The organism is Planotetraspora kaengkrachanensis, assembly GCF_016862895.1.
GTDB classification, from domain to species: domain Bacteria; phylum Actinomycetota; class Actinomycetes; order Streptosporangiales; family Streptosporangiaceae; genus Planotetraspora; species Planotetraspora kaengkrachanensis.
The window spans coordinates 70,702-87,917 of the sequence record NZ_BONV01000030.1 but is presented as its reverse complement, the minus strand read 5'-3'; the positions used below and the strand labels follow the sequence as shown (position 1 = coordinate 87,917).

The window sequence follows — 17,216 nt, the reverse complement described above, 5'->3', positions numbered from 1 at the left end:
GTACTGCACGGCACTGACAGTGACGACCGGTCCGCCGGTCGGCCCGACCCCGGTACCTGATACGGCCGGGGCGGGTTATCCCATGAGGAGCATCAAATGCCCAAGCCCACCAAGGGCGCGCGCCTGGGCGGCAGCCCGGCGCACGAGCGGCTGATCCTGGCGAACCTCGCCACCCAGCTGTTCCAGCACGGCCGCATCCGCACCACCGAGGCCAAGGCCAAGCGCCTTCGGCCGCTGGCGGAGAAGCTGATCACCAAGGCGAAGAAGGGCGACATCCACAACCGTCGCCAGGTGCTGACCGTCGTCCGCGACAAGAGCGTCCTGCACCACCTCTTCACCGAGATCGCGCCGACCTTCGCCGAGCGTCCCGGTGGTTACACCCGGATCACGAAGATCGGGCCGCGCAAGGGGGACAACGCTCCCATGGCGGTCATCGAGCTGGTGACCGAGCAGCTCAGCCCGGTCACGGTCTCGCGGACCACGCCCGCCGCCGCGCCGGCGCCCGAGCCCAAGGCCGAGGAGGCCGAGGCTCCCGCGACCGACGCCACTCCGGAGAGCGCCGAGGCCACCTCGGAGCCGGAGACCGCCGAGGCGGACGGCGCCAAGAAGGACGAGGCCTGATTTCAGGCACCTGAGAGCGGGTCCGGTCTTCCTCACGGGGATGCCGGGCCCGCTTTCGCGTTGAGTACGGCAGGCTCGGGTCTGCCGGCAAGGAAATCGACGCGGCCGACCCGCCCAGGCCTGGCCGTACGGGAAGGGTGACGTGGAGCGGCACGTTCGGCTGCGGATGGACCTGTCCTACGACGGGACCGAGTTCTCCGGGTGGGCTCGCCAGCCTGGCAGGCGGACCGTCCAGGGGGAACTGGAAGAGGCGCTCGGCCGGGTTCTGCGGCTGGAGGCCGCTCCGGCGCTGACGGTGGCCGGCCGTACCGATGCCGGAGTCCACGCCCGCGGCCAGGTGGCCCATGTGGATCTCGCGATCTCGTCACTGGCCTCTCTGGACGCCTCGGCCCGGGGGAGAGGGCGCGCCGGTGGCCCGGAGGCCGGCCCTCAGGGGAAGACCGACGAGCGGGACGTAGATGTGGAGGGCTGGGCTGAGAAGGGCGCTCAGTGGCTCGCTGCGCTTGTTAGGCGGCTATCGGGCGTTCTGCCGTTGGATGTCAGGGTAAAGGCCGTCTGCGTGGCTCCTGAGGGCTTCGATGCACGTTTCTCCGCCCTGTACCGTCGATATGTCTATCGCCTGTCCGACGCCCCCGGTGGCGTGGATCCCCTGCGGCGGCGGGAGGTCGTCTGGCACAACCGGCCCCTCGACGTGGATCTGCTCAACGCCGCCTCCGCGGCGCTCCTCGGTGAGCATGATTTCGCGGCCTTCTGCAAGAGCAGGGAGGGAGCGACGACGATTCGCGAACTCCAGCGGCTCGACTGGGCGCGGGGCGAGGACAGGATCATTCGCGCCACGGTCGTCGCAGATGCCTTCTGCCACTCGATGGTGCGGGCTCTCGTCGGCTCACTCCTCGCGGTCGGCGAGGGGAGGCGCCCCGCCGAGTGGCCGGGCCACGTGCTGGCCGCCGCGATCAGGGACTCCGGCGTGCACGTCGCCCCCGCGCACGGCCTGACGCTGGAGGAGGTCGGCTACCCGGCCGCGGAGGAACTGGCCCGGCGCGCCGCCTCGACGCGCCGGGTTCGCACGCTCAACTCGTGAGGCGCTTTTCCAGCACTTGGGCGGTGTGGTCACGGAAGGCGCTGCTCACCGGGCCGAGGCTCTTGTCCTTGAGGTCGGGTGTGTGGCCGTCGGCGTAGGTCGCGTAGCTGAACACGATGTAGCGGCCCCAGACCATCCCCGCGGCGTATCCGCCGGAGATCGTCACCCGGTCGGTCGACGTCTCCGCGGTGCCGTCGAGGCCCCGGAACCACTGATTGCCGCCGAGATTCTTGCTCTGGTCGACGGTGAGCGCGGCCTGCTTGGTGGGCAGGACCGCTATCCCGGTCGTGACCGCGAACTGCTTCTTCGAGTCCACGTAGGTCGCCCGGAGCACCCGGCTGCACTTCTGCTTCTGCAGTGCCACCGCGAACGCGCCGCCGGCCGCCTGGCCGCACGTGTCGGTGCTGCCGACCTTGACCCGTCTGTAGGCGCGCCCGCCGACGGTCACCCGTGACACGGGGAAGGCCTCCGTCAGCGACATCTTCCTGGGATCGGTCTTCTGCGAGTCGAGGATCGTGGCCGCCGCCGGCTTCGGGGAGGGAGCCTCCGCCACGTCCGGTGTGCCGGCCGCCGAGGGCGCGGCCGCGGGTGCGGCGGTGGTCGTGCCGGTCGTCGGCTGGCCCGTATAGGCGTAGAACGCGGCCGCGCCGATGCCGGCGATGACCACGGCGCCGGCGGCGGCGAGCAGCAGCCTCTTGGACATCCCGGAGGCCGGCCTGCCCCGGTCGTCCTGGGAGACCGGGGGGAGATCCGGCGGCGGACCAGGGAGGACGGGAACCTTGGGCTGAGGGGTGGTGGCCGGGCCGTCGGCGTCGAACTCAGGAGTGGCTCCGAGCGAGTCGAATCCGGCGGGCAGGCTCTTCATGGCCGCCTTGGGCGGCGTGACCGGGGTGAAGGCGAAGGGGGTCGTCGGGGCGGAGGCGGGATTCTGCGGTGTTGGAGCGGGGGGCATGTGTCCAGGTGTCGTGTGGGGGGTCGGTGTCTGCGGGGGCCGCGCTCCTGAGGGCTCCTCGATGGGCAGAGCGTGGAGCCCGGTCTCCGGCGGGGGAAAACCCGACGTCGGCGTGATCGCCAGCGCGATCGCCTCATCGGGACCCTGACCGGATTCGGAAGGATCATTCTCGAGACGCGGCCACAGAGATCGTACGGTCCCGGTCGGCGTGCCCTCTCCGCCTCCGGACCCCCAGGGATCGAGGGCGCCGGAAGGGGCCTCGTGTCGGGCGGGCCCTGTGAGAGCCTCGTCGGACGCGGGGCCGGACGGGGCCCCGGCTGCGAGACCGGCGGGGAGCGTGGCCTCGGAAAGCGGCTCGTATCCGCCCGTCCGGAAGTCGGCCGGGTCCACAGGCGCGGGCTGTTCCGCTGCGGGAACGTCAGGGCGCACCGCGGACGAGCCCAGCGGCCACACCGTTCTGGCGTCGGCCACCTCGATGACGGCCGCATCGTGCTCGACGGGAGGCGCCTCGTGATGGAGGTGCCTGCCCTCGGCGAGGGCCTCGTCGCCGGTCAGCCGCGGAGGCCAGACGGGGACGTCTCCTGGCTCGGCGGGCCGGGCGGACGCGGACTCGGCTCCGTCGGCGTGCTCCCCGGCCTCGCCGCTCGGGTCTCCCCCCTGCGGTGCGCCGTCGAGGTCGAAGACGTCGCCGGATGTCCCGTGGTCGGGTGCGGTCAGGAAGGGCGCGTCGTAGACGGGCGCGCCGAGAACCGGGGCGCCAAAGGCGAGGTCATCCCGTCCGGACCTGCCGTGGGCGGCCACATCGTGTCGGGGTGCACCGGCGACCGGGGTGTCGAGGACGGGGATGTCCACGACGTCCTGACCTGGGAGGTCGTGGCGGGAAGTGTCGTAAACCGGGGCCCCGAAGACGGGAGCACCTGAGACGGGGATGTCCAGGCCAGAGGCGTCCGGGGCGGGGGCGTCGTTCGCGGGCGTGGCGGTGGTGGCGCCGTCGGCGTGGCGGCCGTGCCCGAGCGGGTCGCCCGGATCGACCAGGTCGTACGGCAGAGCGGTGCCGTACGTCTCGGAAGCGCCGTGGGCGGGGGTGTACGCCTCCGGAGCCGGAGTCGGCTGGGAGGTCCCGTACGTCTCAGGTGCGGGAGTCGGCCATGCCGCGTGCCGTGCGGGCCAGGACCCTTCGCGGTAAGGCGTGTCGTCCGACGCGCTCACGCCGGGGTCGGGACTCCACGGCCGGGAGTGATCCTCCAGGTTGGGAGGCGGGGTCCACGGTGGAGGCCAGTCGCCATGGCCGCCGGGCTCCGCCGGGAGGGCGTACGGATCGGCGGGCTGGACCGGATGCGCCCCCGCGTCGACCGCCTCTCCGGCTCTGAAGACATCCCGGGTGGCGCCGGGGTCCTGCGTGGTGGCGGGGTCCTGGGCGGTGGCGGGGCCCTGCGCTGTGCCGCCGCCGGACCAGCCGTCGTCCCGCCAGGTGTCGGCCGGCCACAGCTGCTCCGGCTGGTGGTGCGGGTCTTCGGGCTGAGGGGCGAAGGCTCCCTGCGCAGCCGATGGGCTCGGCGTGTGCCCTCCGGGTCCGGCGGCATACGGCGTGATCCCCGGTGCGGGGGCGGCTTCCGGTGCGGGTGTGATCCCCGGGCCGGGGGCCGTCTCCGGCACGGGCGCGATCCCGGGCGCCGACCTCAGCCTGGCCGTGGTCTCCGGTCCGGGCTCGGGCGTGAACGCCGTCCCCTCCGCGGCGTCGAGGCCGTCGTGGTGGGGGACCGGTGGAGTGCCGGAAGGCTGGAAAGGCGGGAACGAGTCGGACGGCTTGATGGCCCTGAACTGGTTGGTGTCCTCGAAACGGTCGGAGGTCTCAGCCTCGCGGGCCTCCGTCTGGGGCGGTGCGAACCAGCTGTAGGCGGGCTCATCTTCGGCAGTCCACGCCGCCTCCCCGGCGGGCGAACGGCCGAAGCTCGGCGGTGGTGTAGGGGCTGCCGCCGAGCTCTGGGCGTCCGCCTCACGGCGGGTCCATGCCATATCGTTTTCGTGCTCGGAACCGGAATCCTGGCCACGCATAGCCGGAAGCGTATCGGCGCAGACGAGATCGCCGTGTCGCTATGGGCGTTTCCGAGGGGACCTCGGGGGCCGTTCGTCCGAGAAGATCACCTTATGAACGCACTGGTGACCAGTCGTGTCAGGCGGGTCCCCCGGTGAGCGAACGGGTTTCGAGGGCAGGGAAAACGGTCGCATCGGTGATGTCCACCGCGGCCTGGTAGAGCTGCTTCAAGCCGGTCTTGCTCGGCTTGTGGCCGTCCTTGAACTGGAACCACAGCAGGACGGTGTAGTGGCCGTGCGTCCAGCCGCCGGCGTACGCCTCGCCGGCGCCGAGGTTCTTGGTGACCGAGTCCTTGCCCGGCAACGGCTTGAGGTAGTCGGTGCGCTCACCGCCGCCGCCCGCCGAGGCCACCTTCTTCGCGCCGCCCGCGGTCTTCAGGTTCGCCACGCCGACGGTGCCGATGATCGAGCCCTTGGCGTCCCGGAAGCTCGCGCGGATCATCTGCGTGCAGGAGCCCGACTTCAGCGCCTTCGTGATCTTCGTTCCGGAGATGCCGTCGGCGCACTTCTTCTCCGTGCGCCACACCGTCATCTGATAGGAGTGCTTGTTCTGGGTGATCTTCTTCTTGCCGAACAGTTCCTTGACGGTCAGCGCCGACTTGTCCGTGGCGCGGGACTCGGCGTAGCCGAACTTGCCGCCGGGACCCGACGGCACGACGATCGTCGGCGTCGGCACGGCCTGCTTGCGCACCGGCGGCTTGTCGTTCTTCGCGGCGACCCAGAGCCCGGCGAAGAGCGCGGCGATCAGGGCGACGAGCGCGATGCCGAAAACGATCGGACGACGCCACAACGGCACCGGGGCGTCGGGATCCCACTTCGGCTCGGGTGGCGGAGGCGGGCCGGGCGGAGGCGCCGAGGGGCCCGCGCCGAACGATTCGAGCGCGGTCGGCGGATTGCCGTAGCCCTGTCCCGAGTCGTTCTGCCAGCGATCGTTCGACGGCGCCCCGTAGGGCTGCGCGTCCTGCTGGTACCCGGGCCCGGCGCCGAAGGACGAGCCCTGCTGGAGTCCGGATCCGCCGAAGGACGGGTCCTGCGGGTACCCCGGGCCGCCGCCGAAGGGTGAGTCCTGCTGGTGCCCGGGGCCACCACCGAAGGGCGAGTCCTGACGGGGGCCGGGCCCGGCACCGTACGGCGGGGTGTCCTGCCGGTATCCGCCCGCCGCGCCGTACGGTGCGGCGATCTCACCGGTCTCGAAGGGCGAGGGCTCCCGAGTGCGCGGTCCGCCCCATGGCGAGGAGGTCTCCTCGGCCTGGTGCGGCTGGGCGTCCCGCCGGCTCGGCGGGTCGGGAGGTGTCAACGGCTGGCGATGTGGATGTTGGTCGCCGGGATAACCCATGCGCCCGAGATTAGCCGGGTATCAGAGCACATGAGGAAAGGTCACGAATACCCGAAGTCCTGGGTCCACCATGGACCCCCAGGTCCGAGGGCCACCGCCACTCCCGTCGCCACCAGTCGGCAGTTGAGGACGTTGCGGCTGTGCCCCGGGCTGTTCATCCAGCCGCGGACCGCCTCTTCGGCCGATCGGTAGCCGCGGGCGATGTTCTCCGCCCCGCCGTCCTTGTAGCCCGCCTCGGCCATCCGCGCCCAGGGCGTCTCGCCGTCGGGGGAGTTGTGGTCGAAGACGTTGCTCTTGGCCATCTCCGCCGAGTGGACCTGCGCCGACCTGACGAGACGCAGATCCAGGCGCAGCGGCCGGCATCCGGCCTTGGCTCGCTCGACGTTGACCAGTTGCACGACCTTCTTGCTGGTGAAGGTCCTGGCGCCGCCGTCACGTGACGGAGGACGGGTGAAACCGGGGTTGCGCTGCGGCCCCCGGTCTGACGGTCCCGCGCTCGGCGTGGTCGGCGTGGTCGCCGTGGCGGTCGGCCGGGTGATCGAGGTGGCCGCCCGGGACGCGGCGGCCTTCGGCCGTACGGCCTCCAGCGGCGGGCGGTCCCTGCGGCTCGCGGCGACCGCGCTGGGGGAAGGCTGGGAATTGCGCAGGTAGACCTCGTCGACGCCGCCGCCGTTGAGGGTCATCCTGCCGACGACGACCCCGAAGAGCAGGATCGCCAGCACGCACGCCAGCAGCCCCACGCGAGCTCCGCGTCGGGGAGTCCGCCGGGTATGCCGGGTGTGAGGGGTCTGCCACATAGCGCAGTCAAATATAGAGATCCGCGGCATGTGGAAGAAGGGGACAACGGGAAAGTATTTGCTGAACGTTCAAATGTTACCTCGGAGTCAGATGTCCGTCTGATCTTCTTGCTTCTGGGCGTCGTTTTGACCCCGTCGCAGGAGGTCGGTTAGTCTGCTAGTTCGTTGTGTGTGGATCGGTCTGCGATAAGACCGGCTCGCGGCGCGTCCGGCGTCTTCTCCCGTTCAGTGGAGACGGAGGTTGTCGTCGTGCCTGCGCAACCTACCGAGAGTTCACATCCCGACAGAAGGCACTGCCGTGCGCACGTTCTCACCGAAGCCCAACGACGTCGAACGTCAGTGGTACGTCATCGACGCCACCGACGTCGTGCTCGGCCGGCTGGCCAGCCACGTCGCCAATCTGCTTCGCGGCAAGCACAAGCCGATCTTCGCTCCGCATGTCGACACCGGTGACTTCGTCATCATCATCAACGCGGACAAGATCGCCCTGACCGGCAACAAGCTCGAGCAGAAGAAGGCCTACCGCCACTCGGGCTACCCCGGTGGTCTGCGTGCCGTGACCTACGGCGAGCTCATGGAGAAGCGGCCGGACCGGGCCGTGGAGAAGGCGGTCAAGGGCATGCTGCCCAAGAACGCCCTCGGCCGGAAGATGGCCAAGAAGCTCAAGGTCTACGCGGGAGCCGACCACCCGCACCAGGCCCAGAAGCCTGTGACCTTCGAGATCACCCAGATCGCCCAGTAATCGTCGAGCCAGGAAAGTAAGAGGAGAACCGTGGCTGAGCCCACCGGTACCGAGACGCTCGTCGAGGGCGAGCTGGAAGACTTCTCCGCGGAGGAGTTCCCGTCGGAGTACACCACTGAGTCCACGCCCCAGAGCGACGCCCCCGTGCGCAAGCCCGTCACCACGGGCAACTCGTACGGCACCGGCCGCCGCAAGGAGGCCATCGCCCGGGTCCGCATCGTTCCGGGCACCGGCAAGTGGACGATCAACGGCCGTTCGCTGGACACCTACTTCCCGAACAAGGTCCACCAGCAGATCGTGAACGAGCCGTTCGTCGTCCTCGGCGCCGAGGACGCGTTCGACATCATCGCCCGCATCGACGGCGGCGGCGTGACCGGCCAGGCCGGTGCGCTGCGCATGGGCCTGTCCCGCGCGCTCGCCATCCTGGACGCCGAGGTCAACCGCCCGCCGCTGAAGAAGGCCGGCTTCCTCACTCGTGACGCGCGTGCCACGGAGCGCAAGAAGTACGGCCTCAAGAAGGCCCGTAAGGCTCCGCAGTACAGCAAGCGTTAAGTTGGGACGCCTTTTCGGCACCGACGGGGTACGTGGGGTCGCGGGTCGCGACCTCACCGCGGAACTGGCCATGGACCTGTCCGTGGCCGCCGCTCATGTCCTCGGCGACGCCGGGGCGTTCCACGCCAGCGTCGGGCGGCGCGGCCGCCCGATCGCCGTCGTAGGCCGGGACCCGCGTGCCTCAGGGGAATTCCTTGAGGCATCCGTGGTCGCCGGCCTCGCGTCGTCAGGCGTGGATGTGCTTCGGCTCGGCGTGCTGCCCACCCCGGCGGTCGCGTATCTGACATCCGCGCTGGGAGCCGACCTCGGGGTCATGCTCTCCGCGTCCCACAATCCGGCTCCGGACAACGGGGTCAAGTTCTTCACGCGTGGCGGGTACAAGCTGCCCGACGCGGTGGAGAACGAGATCGAGCAGCGGCTCGGGGAGAAGTGGGACCGCCCGGTCGGCCCGTCCGTGGGCCGGGTCCGGGAGGCGTACGGCGAGGCTGATCGATATGTCTCGCACCTGTTGTCCACCCTTCCCCACCGTCTGGACGGGCTCCGCGTGGTCGTCGACTGCGCGCACGGCGCGGCGCACATGGTCGCTCCCGAGGCGTTGCTGCGCTCGGGCGCCGCCGTGGAGACCATCGGTGCCGCTCCGGACGGCCTAAACATCAACGAAGGCGTGGGATCGACGCATCTCGACGCCCTCAAGCAGGCCGTCGTCGAGCGCGGCGCCGACCTCGGGGTCGCCTACGACGGTGACGCCGATCGTTGCCTCGCGGTGACCGCCGACGGCGACGAGATCGACGGCGATCAGATCATGACGATCCTGGCGCTGGCCATGCACGAGGACGGCCGCCTGGCCGAGGACACCGTGGTCGCCACCGTGATGTCCAACCTCGGATTCAAGATCGCTATTCGGAACGCCGGGCTGAACATGGTGGAGACCGCCGTGGGCGACCGGTACGTCCTGGAGGCGATGAAGGAGCACGGGTTCAACTTCGGCGGGGAGCAGTCCGGTCACGTGATCATGCTGGATCACGCCACGACCGGCGACGGTCTCCTCACCTCGTTGCACCTGATGGCCGAGGTGGCGAGGTCGAAGCGGTCGCTGGCGGAACTGGCGTCCGTGATGACCAAGCTGCCCCAGGTGCTGGTGAACGTTCGCGACGTCGACAAGGCCAAGGCGTCCGCGCCCGAGCTGCTGTCTGCCGTCACGAAGGCGGAGGCCGACCTCGGCGACACCGGGCGGGTGCTCATCCGGCCGAGCGGCACCGAGCCGATGATCCGCGTCATGGTCGAGGCCGAGACGCACGACCGGGCGTCGTCCGTGGCACACCACCTGGCGGACGTCGTCCGTACGGTCTGCGCCTGAACACACGCTGAAAGGAAAAGGCACGGCCCGCGCCCCGAGGGTGCGGACCGTGCCTTTTCCTTTGCCGGTGGATGCGGCCGGAAGGTCACTCGTCGCCGGTGAGCGACAGCGACCGCAACCGCTGGCCCGCCCACACGAGCGCGCCCACCGTCACGATGATCATCGCGGGTACGGCGAAGCCGAGTGAGACGTCCGAGCTGAGGAAGGGCGAGGACGAGATCCGGTCGGCGATCGACTGGGCCCACTGCTGGATGGACAGGGACCGCGCGCCGGGCACGTACCCGCCGACCAGGCCCTCCCACACGAGCGCGTAGATGACGCCGACCGTCACCGCGTGCCGCGTGAGCACGCCCACGAGCATGAACACCGCCGCGTACGCCACGCCGCCGAACAGGGCGCCGAGTGAGAAGCCGTAGGCCACGCCCGACTCGTCGCGGATCAGCAGAAACGCCGCCACGAATGTGCTCACCGCCCCGAACACCGCCACCAGCGACGCAGCGACGGCGAACTTCGTCAGCGCGATCACCGGCCGGGAGATCGGCTTGGACAGCAAATGGATGATCGTGCCGTCCTCGATCTCCGGGGCGATCACGCCGGTGCCCGCGATGAGCCCGAGAAGGGGCAACATCGTCCCGATGGAGAACTTCTCCATGAGGATCACGGCTGTGTGCTCGTCCGGGCCGCCGATCAGTCTCAGCAGCGCCGCCATGCCGATCAGGGCCGCTGGAAGCAGCGCCAGCAGCCAGATGCGCTTGCGCCCCAGCATCGCCCGATAGGTGATATCCGCCACCACTGCGTTCATCGGTCTCGCTCCGCTCGACTGCTCGATTCCTTGGGCGTTCGCGGGTTCATGCGGAGCTCCGGGAGATCAGGTAGGAGAAGACGCTCTCCAGGTCCTCGTCCGTGGGAGAGACCTGCCACAGATGGATGCCGAGGTCTCTGGCGATCCTGGGCAGCAGCGAGGTGAACCGGGAGAAGTCCACGGCCTGGACCTCGACGCCCTGGTCGGTGAGCGACACCGCGCTTGAGGAGGCGTCCGCGATCAGCGCTGCGGCCAGTCGCCTGTCGTCGCTCGATCGCACCCGGAACATGTGTGGCCGGTCGGACATCCGCCTGCGGATCTCGCGGAAGTCGCCGGAGGCCGCGTGGCGGCCGGCGACGAGCACCTCGATCTGCTGGGCGACCCGCTCGACCTCCTCGAGGATGTGCGAGCTGAACAGGATGGTCCGGCCCGCCTCTCCGAGCTGCCGGACGAGGTCCATGAGATGGAGCCGCTGGCGCGGGTCCATGCCGTTGAACGGCTCGTCGAGCAGCAGCACCTGAGGGTCGTGGACCAGTGCGGCGGCGACCTTCACCCGCTGGCGCATGCCCTTGGAGTAGGTCTCGATGCGGCGGTCCTGCGCCGCCGTCATCTCCACGAGCTCGAGTGCCCTGGCCGCGGCGTCCGCCGGGGACGGCAGGCCGTGCAGCCGGGCGGAGGAGAGCACGAACTGCCATCCGGTGAGGAAGCCGTACACGCCCTCCTTCTCCGGGACCAGCCCGATGAGCCGGTAGACGTCGTGGTTGCGCCAGATGCGCCGGCCGTCAAGCGTGGCCGTGCCGCCGGAAGGCGCGAGGAACCCGGCCATCATGTGGAGCAGCGTGGACTTGCCGGCGCCGTTCGGGCCGAGCAGGCCGGTCACGCCCGGTCCGATCGTCATCGTGACGTCGTTGACGGCGACGACGTTGCCGTACCAGCGGGAGACCTGAGTGAGCTCCACGACGCTGTGGCGGGTGGGCGCCTGGGTGGTGGTCATGGTCATGACGACGCGGCCTTCCGGTAGCGGAGGACGAGGCCGACCGTCGCCACGGCGAGCACAATCAGCACGAACAGGCACGGCCACAGACCGGGCGGGTAACCCTCTCCGTTGGACGGAGCGGTGCCGAACAGCGCCACCTGCACGGAGTCGACCAGGAAGAACGGATTGATCAGCATCGCCCACTTGGCCGCGGCGTCCCTGCCCAACGACATGAACACGCCGAAGAACACCCCCGAGACGACCGAGGTGAACAGGTAGAACGCGATCACCGAGGCGACGCCGAGCCCGCGGCGCGGCGTGAACGACGCCAGGGCGAGACCGAGCGAGGCGAGCAGCACGGCCAGGATCACTCCGCCGCCCAGCGCGGAGAAGTACTCGGTCGTGTGCGTCGGCCCGGGCGGGTCGACCAGCAGTTCGCCGGCGAACAGGAGGGTGAGCGGGAGGGCCAGCACGAGGAACATCGCGACCGACATCGCGGCCAGTTTCGCGCCGAGGTAGTCGATCATGGCCAGCGGCCGGGACAGGTAGAGCGGAAGAACCCGGAAGCGCAGGTCGGGCGCGACGAGATAGGGCGCCTGAGCCGCCAGGAAGATGGCGAGCACGGGCTGCATGATGGACGCGTAGTTGTGATAGCCCATGCCCTGCTGCTTCACCAGCGCCATGATGGCGATCGACACCACGGCCGGCAGCAACATGATCGTGACCAGCAGCAGCGGCATGATCTTCGCACGTGCCGTGCGGCCGAGGCCGAAGGCTCCCCTGAGGCTGTGGACGGCGAGGGCGGCGAAGGCACTGCCCCGGCCCAGCCGTTCGCCCTCGTAATGGCGGTATCCGATGTCGTGGATGACACCGGTCGGCTCTGACATCATGCGGCCGGCTCCTTGAACACGTCCTCGATGTGGCCGCGGCGCTGCTCGAGCCGTACGAGGTTGAGGTTGAGATCGCAGACGGCGTCGCGCACCGCGTCGTAGGCCCGCCCCGGGTCGGCGTCCGCCGGCACCTGGACGGTCAGCGTCCGGCCCTGCACGGCGACCGCCTCGCCCACCCCGGCCAGGCGGTCGGCCAGCGACTGGAGGCCGTCCTCGACCTCCACGGCGATGGCCTGGGTGGCCTGGGTGAACTCGCCGATCGACGACGACCGCAGCAGGCGGCCCGCGTCGATGACGACGACGTGGTCGCAGACGCGCTCAAGTTCGCCCAGCAGGTGGGACGTGACGAGGACGCTGATGCCGAACTCGGCGCCGATGCGCCGGATGAGTGCGAGCATCTCGTCCCGGCCGCGCGGGTCGAGGCCGTTGGTGGGTTCGTCGAGGAAGACCAGACGGGGATCGTGGACGAGGGCCTGGGCGAGCTTGACCTTCTGGCGCATGCCGGTCGAGTAACCGCCGATCGGGCGGTAACGCTCTTCGTCCAGGCCGACGTGCCGCAGCGTGTCGGCCGCCCGCTCGCGGGCGGCGGTGCGCGGCAGCCCGGACATCTGGGCCATGTGGACCACGAACTCGGTGGCCGACACGTCGGGCGGCAGGCAGTCGTGCTCGGGCATGTATCCCACGATCCGGCGGATCTCCGCGCCCCGGGTGGCCGCGTCCATGCCGAGGACGCTGGCGCGTCCCGACGTCGCGGGCAGCAGGCCGAGGAGGATCTTGATGAGGGTGGACTTCCCCGCACCGTTGGCGCCTACCAGGCCGGTCACCCCGGCTCCCGCCGTGACCGTCAGGTCCTCGAGCGCGGTGACGCGAGGGAATCGTTTGGTCAGCCCCTCGGTCGCGATGCAGGTTGTGGCGCTCGCTGTCATGAATCGCACACTAGCGGCCCCGCAATGTGACGGGCCTCCTTCGGACGGACGAGTCGGCCGTCATCCTCCGGTGGGCGGAGGGTCCTCCTTCATACGCCTTCCCGGGGAACGGACCGAGGGGACGTGGTCAGGCGCGGGCCGTACCGCCGCCACAGGAGTCGCTGGACCAACAGGGTCGCGGTGCCGGCGACGACCATTCCAGCGATGTTGACGACGAGTTGGGCCAGCGACCCGCCCACCTCGGTCCACTGCCCGAGGGCGAGCGCCACCGCCATGTAGCCGGCCGCCGGCACGGTCGTGACCGAGATGAAGACGCCGACCAGGGCGGACGACTTGCCCGCCGTGATCGACAGGACTCCTGCGGCGCCCGCGAGCACAGCCACGATGAACGACCATTTGTCGGGCGTGACGATGAAGCGGACGTCGTCGTTGTGCCGCAACATCGCGGGATCGACCCACCCGAGGCCGCGTGAGACGAGTGCGCAGGCCAGCGTGACGGCGATGGCGGTCGCGAAGCCGACGGCCAGCGTGCGTGAGGCGGTGCCGATCAGGCTCCATCTGCGGCGGAGCAGTCCGAAGCAGACGGCGGCGACCGCGCCGAACTCGGGGCCGAGCACCATGGCTCCGACGATGAGGATCTGGGAGGGGATGAGCACGCCGATCGCCGCGATCTGGGTGGCGATCGCGAGGAAGGCGAGGTACGCCCAGGTGATCCGTGACTCGGCGGCGACGCGCTGGGCGAACTGGTCCCAGATGACGGCGTCGTCGCCTTCTCCGGGCGCTGTGGCCTCCGCTTCCTCCGCACCGTGCGAGATCGACACCTCGATGTCCTCGAGGGTGATCGAGCCGTCCTCGGCCAGGCCGAAATCCTTCAGCCGGGAGATCAGGCCGTTGGCGGCCTCGCGCGCTACGTCCGCGAGGATCACATCGCCCGCGGGCCGGCGGGCTGCGCCGTACAGGAGCACGATGTTCGTCACGCCCGCGGCCTGGTCGAGCACGTCCGCGACCTTGTCCGTGCGGTCCGGCGGAACGATCACTCGTAGATGCAGCACGGACCGATTATGTCCGCTTCAGGTACGGCGGAGGCGGACCCGCTCGACGGAGTGGTCGGAACCCTTGCTGAGGATCAGGCCCGCGCGGCCCCGGGTGGGCGCGATGTTCTCGACGAGATTGACCTCGTTGATGTCGCGCCACACGTTTCTGGCGAACTCGGTCGCCTCGGCGTCCGACAGGTCGGCGATGTGCGTGAAGTAGGACTTGGGGTCGGAGAAGGCCGTACGCCGCAACTGGTGGAACCGGTCCACGTACCAGCTCCTGATGTCCTCGACCCGGGCGTCCACGTAGATCGAGAAGTCGAAGTAGTCGCAGACGGCCAGCGCGTCGGGCGGCGCGGGCTGCAGGACGTTGAGGCCCTCGACGATCAGGATGTCCGGTCGCCGGACGGTCTGCGACGCGCCGGGCACGATGTCGTACTCCAGGTGGCTGTAGACGGGGGCGTCGACCGCGGCCCGGCCCGCCTTGACGTCGGCCACGAACCCGACGAGCGCCCGCCGGTCGTAACTCTCGGGGAAGCCCTTGCGGTGCATGATCCCGCGCTCTTCCAGCACCTTGTTGGGGTAGAGGAAGCTGTCGGTGGTCACCAGGTCCACCCTGGGATGCTCCGGCCAGCGCGCCAGGAGGGTGTGCAGCAGCCGGGCCGTGGTCGACTTGCCGACCGCGACGCTCCCGGCGATCCCGAGCACGTACGGCACGTGCACCCCGGGCTCGCCCAGGAACGCGCCGACCGCGGCTCCCCGCTGGCGCGACCCGGTGAAGTGCAGGTTCAGCAGGCGGGTGAGCGGCAGGTAGATGTCGGTCACCTCGGCGAGGTCGATGGGGTCGTCGACGCCCCGCAAGTCCTCCAGTTCGTCCTCGGTGAGCGTGAGCGGGGTGTTCTTGCGAAGATCCCGCCACTGCTCCCGGCTGAACTCGGCGTACCCGTCTCCATCTGCCACGACGGAAGCGTATTCGATCGCTTAGGCGTCGATCGATCCCGGGTCGTGCACAGCCTGTGGACAAAAATCGATGGATTACTTATGTGAGGAAGTGGGAACGACTGGCCGATACCGCCGGGATTCGGTGGCGTGGCGAGCGGCCTTCCTCCCTGCTCGTTCCGCGTACGCTGCTCAGGTGATCGTGGGCATCGGGGTCGACGTCGTCGACGTGGCGCGCTTCGAGGCGGCGCTGAACCGCACCCCCAAACTGAGGTCCCGCCTGTTCACCGACGCGGAACGGACGCTTCCGCCGGCCTCGCTCGCCGCCAGGTTCGCCGCCAAGGAGGCGGTGGCCAAGGCGCTCGGCGCGCCGCCGGGGATGAGCCATCTCGAGGCCGAGATCCTCAGAGAGGACGACGGACGGCCCACCCTGCGGATCACCGGCCGTGCCGCCGACGTGGCCCGCGAGCTCGGGGTCGCCCGCTGGCACGTGTCGCTCTCCCATGACGGCGGGATGGCCGTGGCCTACGTGATCGCCGAGTCCTGACACGCACGTCGCCGCGGGCCCGTGATCGAGCCGTTGGCCCCCGCGGGTTACCGTCGGACCCATGCGGACCGCGTACAACCCCGACCAGATCCGGACCGCCGAGGCGGCGCTGATGGCCGGCCTGCCGGCCGGGACGCTGATGCAGCGGGCGGCGGCGGGTCTGGCCGTCGTGTGCGCCCGCCTGCTGACGGGGGCGCACGGCCGGGTGTACGGCTCGCGCGTCACCGTGCTCACCGGCAGCGGCGACAACGGCGGCGACGCCCTCTACGCCGGGGCCCGGCTGGCCCGCAGGGGAGCCCGCGTCGTGGCGGTCCTCGCGGGCTCGCGGACCCATGAGGACGGCCTGGCCGCGCTCCTGGCGGCTGGGGGAAGGGCCGTCGCGTTCACCGAGGAGGCCCTAGACCTGGTCGGCGACGCCGATCTCGTCCTGGACGGGCTCGTCGGCATCGGAGGCGGCGGCGCGCTGCGGGAGCCGTACGGGACGCTGGCGAGCGCGACCGCCGACACGCCCGCGCTGGTGGTGGCGGTCGACGTGCCGAGCGGGGTCGACTCGGGCACGGGACTCGTGGCGGGTCCGGCGGTCAAGGCGCACCTCACCGTGACGTTCGGCGCCTACAAGACGGGCCTGTTCGTGGATCCGGGCGCCACGCACGCGGGCACGGTGGAGCTGGTGGACATCGGCCTGCGCCCCCACCTGCCGGAACCGGACGTCGTGGCGCCGGCGGACGGGGACGTGGCCGCCATGCTGCCCCGGCCGGCGGCGGAGTCCGACAAGTACCGCCGGGGCGTCGTTGGGATCGCGGCAGGCAGCGACACCTACACCGGGGCCGCCGTGCTGTCGGCGGGCGGCGCCGTGCGGGCGGGCGCGGGCATGGTGCGCTTCGCGAGCTCGGCGGAGCCGGTCCGGCTCGTGCGGGCCCGCTGGCCGGAGGTCGTCACGACCGTCCTGGACACCTCCTCCGGGGTCTCGCTGGACGCGATCGGGCGGGTGCAGGCGTGGGTGGTCGGTCCCGGGCTGGGCACGGGACCCGAGGCCCACACCGTTGCCCGTGCCGTCCTGTCGGCCGAGGTGCCCGTGCTCGTGGACGCCGACGGGCTCACGATCGTGGCCGCCGACCGCGCTCTGCTGCACCGGACGGCGCCCACGCTCATCACTCCGCACGCGGGCGAGCTGTCCCGGCTGCTGGGGGTGCCGCGGGAGCAGATCGAGGCCCGCCGCCTCGAGCACGTACGCCGGGCGGCGGAGGAACTGGGCGTCACCGTGCTGCTGAAGGGGTCGACGACGCTGATCGCCGAGACCGGCCTGCCGGTGCGGGCGATCACCACCGGCACGCCGTGGCTGGCCACGGGGGGCACCGGCGACGTGTTGTCAGGGATCGCCGGCGCCCTACTGGCCGGGGGCCTCGGCCCATACGACGCCGCCTCGTGCGCGGCGCATGTGCACGGTCTGGCCGCCAGGGTCGCGGCCAGGGGCGGTGCGGCGGGGGGCCGGGGCGAGGCGCCGATCGCCGCTCTCGACGTCGCCGAGGCGCTTCCCGCGGCCCTCCGGATGCTCTGAGAAAACGCCCGA

At 70.6% G+C, this 17,216-nt stretch carries 16 protein-coding genes; 7 read left to right on the top strand and 9 right to left on the bottom strand.

Going from position 1 to position 17,216, the window contains the following annotated elements; translation table 11 throughout:
• Nucleotides 1-96 precede the first annotated feature (96 nt).
• Together rplQ and truA are read left to right on the top strand one after the other, a co-directional pair.
• Complete coding sequence (gene rplQ / locus Pka01_RS27360) at nucleotides 97-621, top strand: 50S ribosomal protein L17 (RefSeq protein WP_203885768.1); 525 nt, start codon at nucleotides 97-99, stop codon at nucleotides 619-621.
• Between the two features lie 166 nt (nucleotides 622-787).
• The gene (gene truA / locus Pka01_RS27355) at nucleotides 788-1,702 is read left to right on the top strand and encodes a tRNA pseudouridine(38-40) synthase TruA (protein WP_203885805.1); all 915 of its coding nucleotides are present in this window, start codon (nucleotides 788-790) and stop codon (nucleotides 1,700-1,702) included.
• On the opposite strand, the gene Pka01_RS27350 is transcribed toward truA, so the two are convergent.
• The 3 genes from Pka01_RS27350 to Pka01_RS27340 form a co-directional block, all read right to left on the bottom strand.
• Nucleotides 1,692-4,670 (bottom strand): hypothetical protein, encoded by a 2,979-nt coding sequence (locus Pka01_RS27350; protein ID WP_203885767.1) that lies wholly within the window; start codon nucleotides 4,668-4,670, stop codon nucleotides 1,692-1,694. The genes truA and Pka01_RS27350 overlap by 11 nt on opposite strands.
• A 157-nt stretch (nucleotides 4,671-4,827) precedes the next feature.
• Nucleotides 4,828-6,084 (bottom strand): atrophin-1 family protein, encoded by a 1,257-nt coding sequence (locus Pka01_RS27345; protein WP_203885766.1) that lies wholly within the window; start codon nucleotides 6,082-6,084, stop codon nucleotides 4,828-4,830.
• A 41-nt stretch (nucleotides 6,085-6,125) separates the two neighbouring features.
• Nucleotides 6,126-6,824 carry a CAP domain-containing protein gene (locus Pka01_RS27340; RefSeq protein WP_203885765.1) on the bottom strand — a complete coding sequence of 233 codons (699 nt, stop codon included), beginning with the start codon at nucleotides 6,822-6,824 and terminating at the stop codon, nucleotides 6,126-6,128.
• A gap of 355 nt (nucleotides 6,825-7,179) precedes the next feature.
• On the opposite strand from Pka01_RS27340, the gene rplM reads away from it, so the two are divergent.
• Genes rplM through glmM form a run of 3 tightly spaced genes read left to right on the top strand, consistent with a single transcriptional unit; the run spans nucleotide 7,180 to nucleotide 9,532 of the window.
• Nucleotides 7,180-7,623 carry a 50S ribosomal protein L13 gene (gene rplM / locus Pka01_RS27335; protein ID WP_203885764.1) on the top strand — a complete coding sequence of 148 codons (444 nt, stop codon included), beginning with the start codon at nucleotides 7,180-7,182 and terminating at the stop codon, nucleotides 7,621-7,623.
• Between the two features lie 30 nt (nucleotides 7,624-7,653).
• Nucleotides 7,654-8,175 carry a 30S ribosomal protein S9 gene (gene rpsI / locus Pka01_RS27330; protein ID WP_203885763.1) on the top strand — a complete coding sequence of 174 codons (522 nt, stop codon included), beginning with the start codon at nucleotides 7,654-7,656 and terminating at the stop codon, nucleotides 8,173-8,175.
• A gap of 1 nt (nucleotide 8,176) precedes the next feature.
• Nucleotides 8,177-9,532 (top strand): phosphoglucosamine mutase, encoded by a 1,356-nt coding sequence (gene glmM, locus Pka01_RS27325; protein ID WP_203885762.1) that lies wholly within the window; start codon nucleotides 8,177-8,179, stop codon nucleotides 9,530-9,532.
• 85 nt (nucleotides 9,533-9,617) lie between these two features.
• On the opposite strand, the gene Pka01_RS27320 is transcribed toward glmM, so the two are convergent.
• From Pka01_RS27320 to coaA, 6 genes are all read right to left on the bottom strand, one after another.
• The gene (locus Pka01_RS27320; RefSeq protein ID WP_203885761.1) at nucleotides 9,618-10,334 is read right to left on the bottom strand and encodes an ABC transporter permease; all 717 of its coding nucleotides are present in this window, start codon (nucleotides 10,332-10,334) and stop codon (nucleotides 9,618-9,620) included.
• A gap of 46 nt (nucleotides 10,335-10,380) precedes the next feature.
• Nucleotides 10,381-11,334 (bottom strand): ABC transporter ATP-binding protein, encoded by a 954-nt coding sequence (locus Pka01_RS27315; protein WP_239115378.1) that lies wholly within the window; start codon nucleotides 11,332-11,334, stop codon nucleotides 10,381-10,383.
• Nucleotides 11,331-12,200 (bottom strand): ABC transporter permease, encoded by an 870-nt coding sequence (locus Pka01_RS27310; RefSeq protein ID WP_239115376.1) that lies wholly within the window; start codon nucleotides 12,198-12,200, stop codon nucleotides 11,331-11,333. Before Pka01_RS27310 ends, Pka01_RS27315 begins: the two co-directional genes overlap by 4 nt.
• Nucleotides 12,197-13,126, bottom strand: coding sequence for an ABC transporter ATP-binding protein (locus Pka01_RS27305; protein WP_203885760.1), 930 nt, complete (start codon nucleotides 13,124-13,126; stop codon nucleotides 12,197-12,199). Before Pka01_RS27305 ends, Pka01_RS27310 begins: the two co-directional genes overlap by 4 nt.
• A gap of 89 nt (nucleotides 13,127-13,215) precedes the next feature.
• Nucleotides 13,216-14,178, bottom strand: coding sequence for a DUF389 domain-containing protein (locus tag Pka01_RS27300; RefSeq protein WP_203885759.1), 963 nt, complete (start codon nucleotides 14,176-14,178; stop codon nucleotides 13,216-13,218).
• Nucleotides 14,179-14,196: 18 nt separating this feature from the next.
• Nucleotides 14,197-15,138 carry a type I pantothenate kinase gene (gene coaA / locus Pka01_RS27295; protein ID WP_373318191.1) on the bottom strand — a complete coding sequence of 314 codons (942 nt, stop codon included), beginning with the start codon at nucleotides 15,136-15,138 and terminating at the stop codon, nucleotides 14,197-14,199.
• A gap of 157 nt (nucleotides 15,139-15,295) precedes the next feature.
• On the opposite strand from coaA, the gene Pka01_RS27290 reads away from it, so the two are divergent.
• Both Pka01_RS27290 and Pka01_RS27285 read left to right on the top strand, forming a co-directional pair.
• Complete coding sequence (locus Pka01_RS27290; protein ID WP_203885757.1) at nucleotides 15,296-15,646, top strand: holo-ACP synthase; 351 nt, start codon at nucleotides 15,296-15,298, stop codon at nucleotides 15,644-15,646.
• Nucleotides 15,647-15,707: 61 nt separating this feature from the next.
• Entirely contained in the window at nucleotides 15,708-17,204 is a 1,497-nt protein-coding gene (locus Pka01_RS27285; protein WP_203885756.1) for an NAD(P)H-hydrate dehydratase, read from the top strand.
• Nucleotides 17,205-17,216: the final 12 nt, after the last annotated feature.

Coding starts and splice junctions, on each gene's coding strand:
- truA (WP_203885805.1), top strand. CDS start 788: ATGGACCTGTCCTACGACGGGACCGAGTTCTCCGGGTGGGCTCGCCAG.
- Pka01_RS27305 (WP_203885760.1), bottom strand. CDS start 13,126: ATGACAGCGAGCGCCACAACCTGCATCGCGACCGAGGGGCTGACCAAA.
- Pka01_RS27315 (WP_239115378.1), bottom strand. CDS start 11,334: ATGACCATGACCACCACCCAGGCGCCCACCCGCCACAGCGTCGTGGAG.
- Pka01_RS27310 (WP_239115376.1), bottom strand. CDS start 12,200: ATGATGTCAGAGCCGACCGGTGTCATCCACGACATCGGATACCGCCAT.
- Pka01_RS27320 (WP_203885761.1), bottom strand. CDS start 10,334: ATGAACGCAGTGGTGGCGGATATCACCTATCGGGCGATGCTGGGGCGC.
- Pka01_RS27345 (WP_203885766.1), bottom strand. CDS start 6,084: ATGGGTTATCCCGGCGACCAACATCCACATCGCCAGCCGTTGACACCT.
- rplQ (WP_203885768.1), top strand. CDS start 97: ATGCCCAAGCCCACCAAGGGCGCGCGCCTGGGCGGCAGCCCGGCGCAC.
- Pka01_RS27285 (WP_203885756.1), top strand. CDS start 15,708: ATGCGGACCGCGTACAACCCCGACCAGATCCGGACCGCCGAGGCGGCG.
- Pka01_RS27350 (WP_203885767.1), bottom strand. CDS start 4,670: ATGGCATGGACCCGCCGTGAGGCGGACGCCCAGAGCTCGGCGGCAGCC.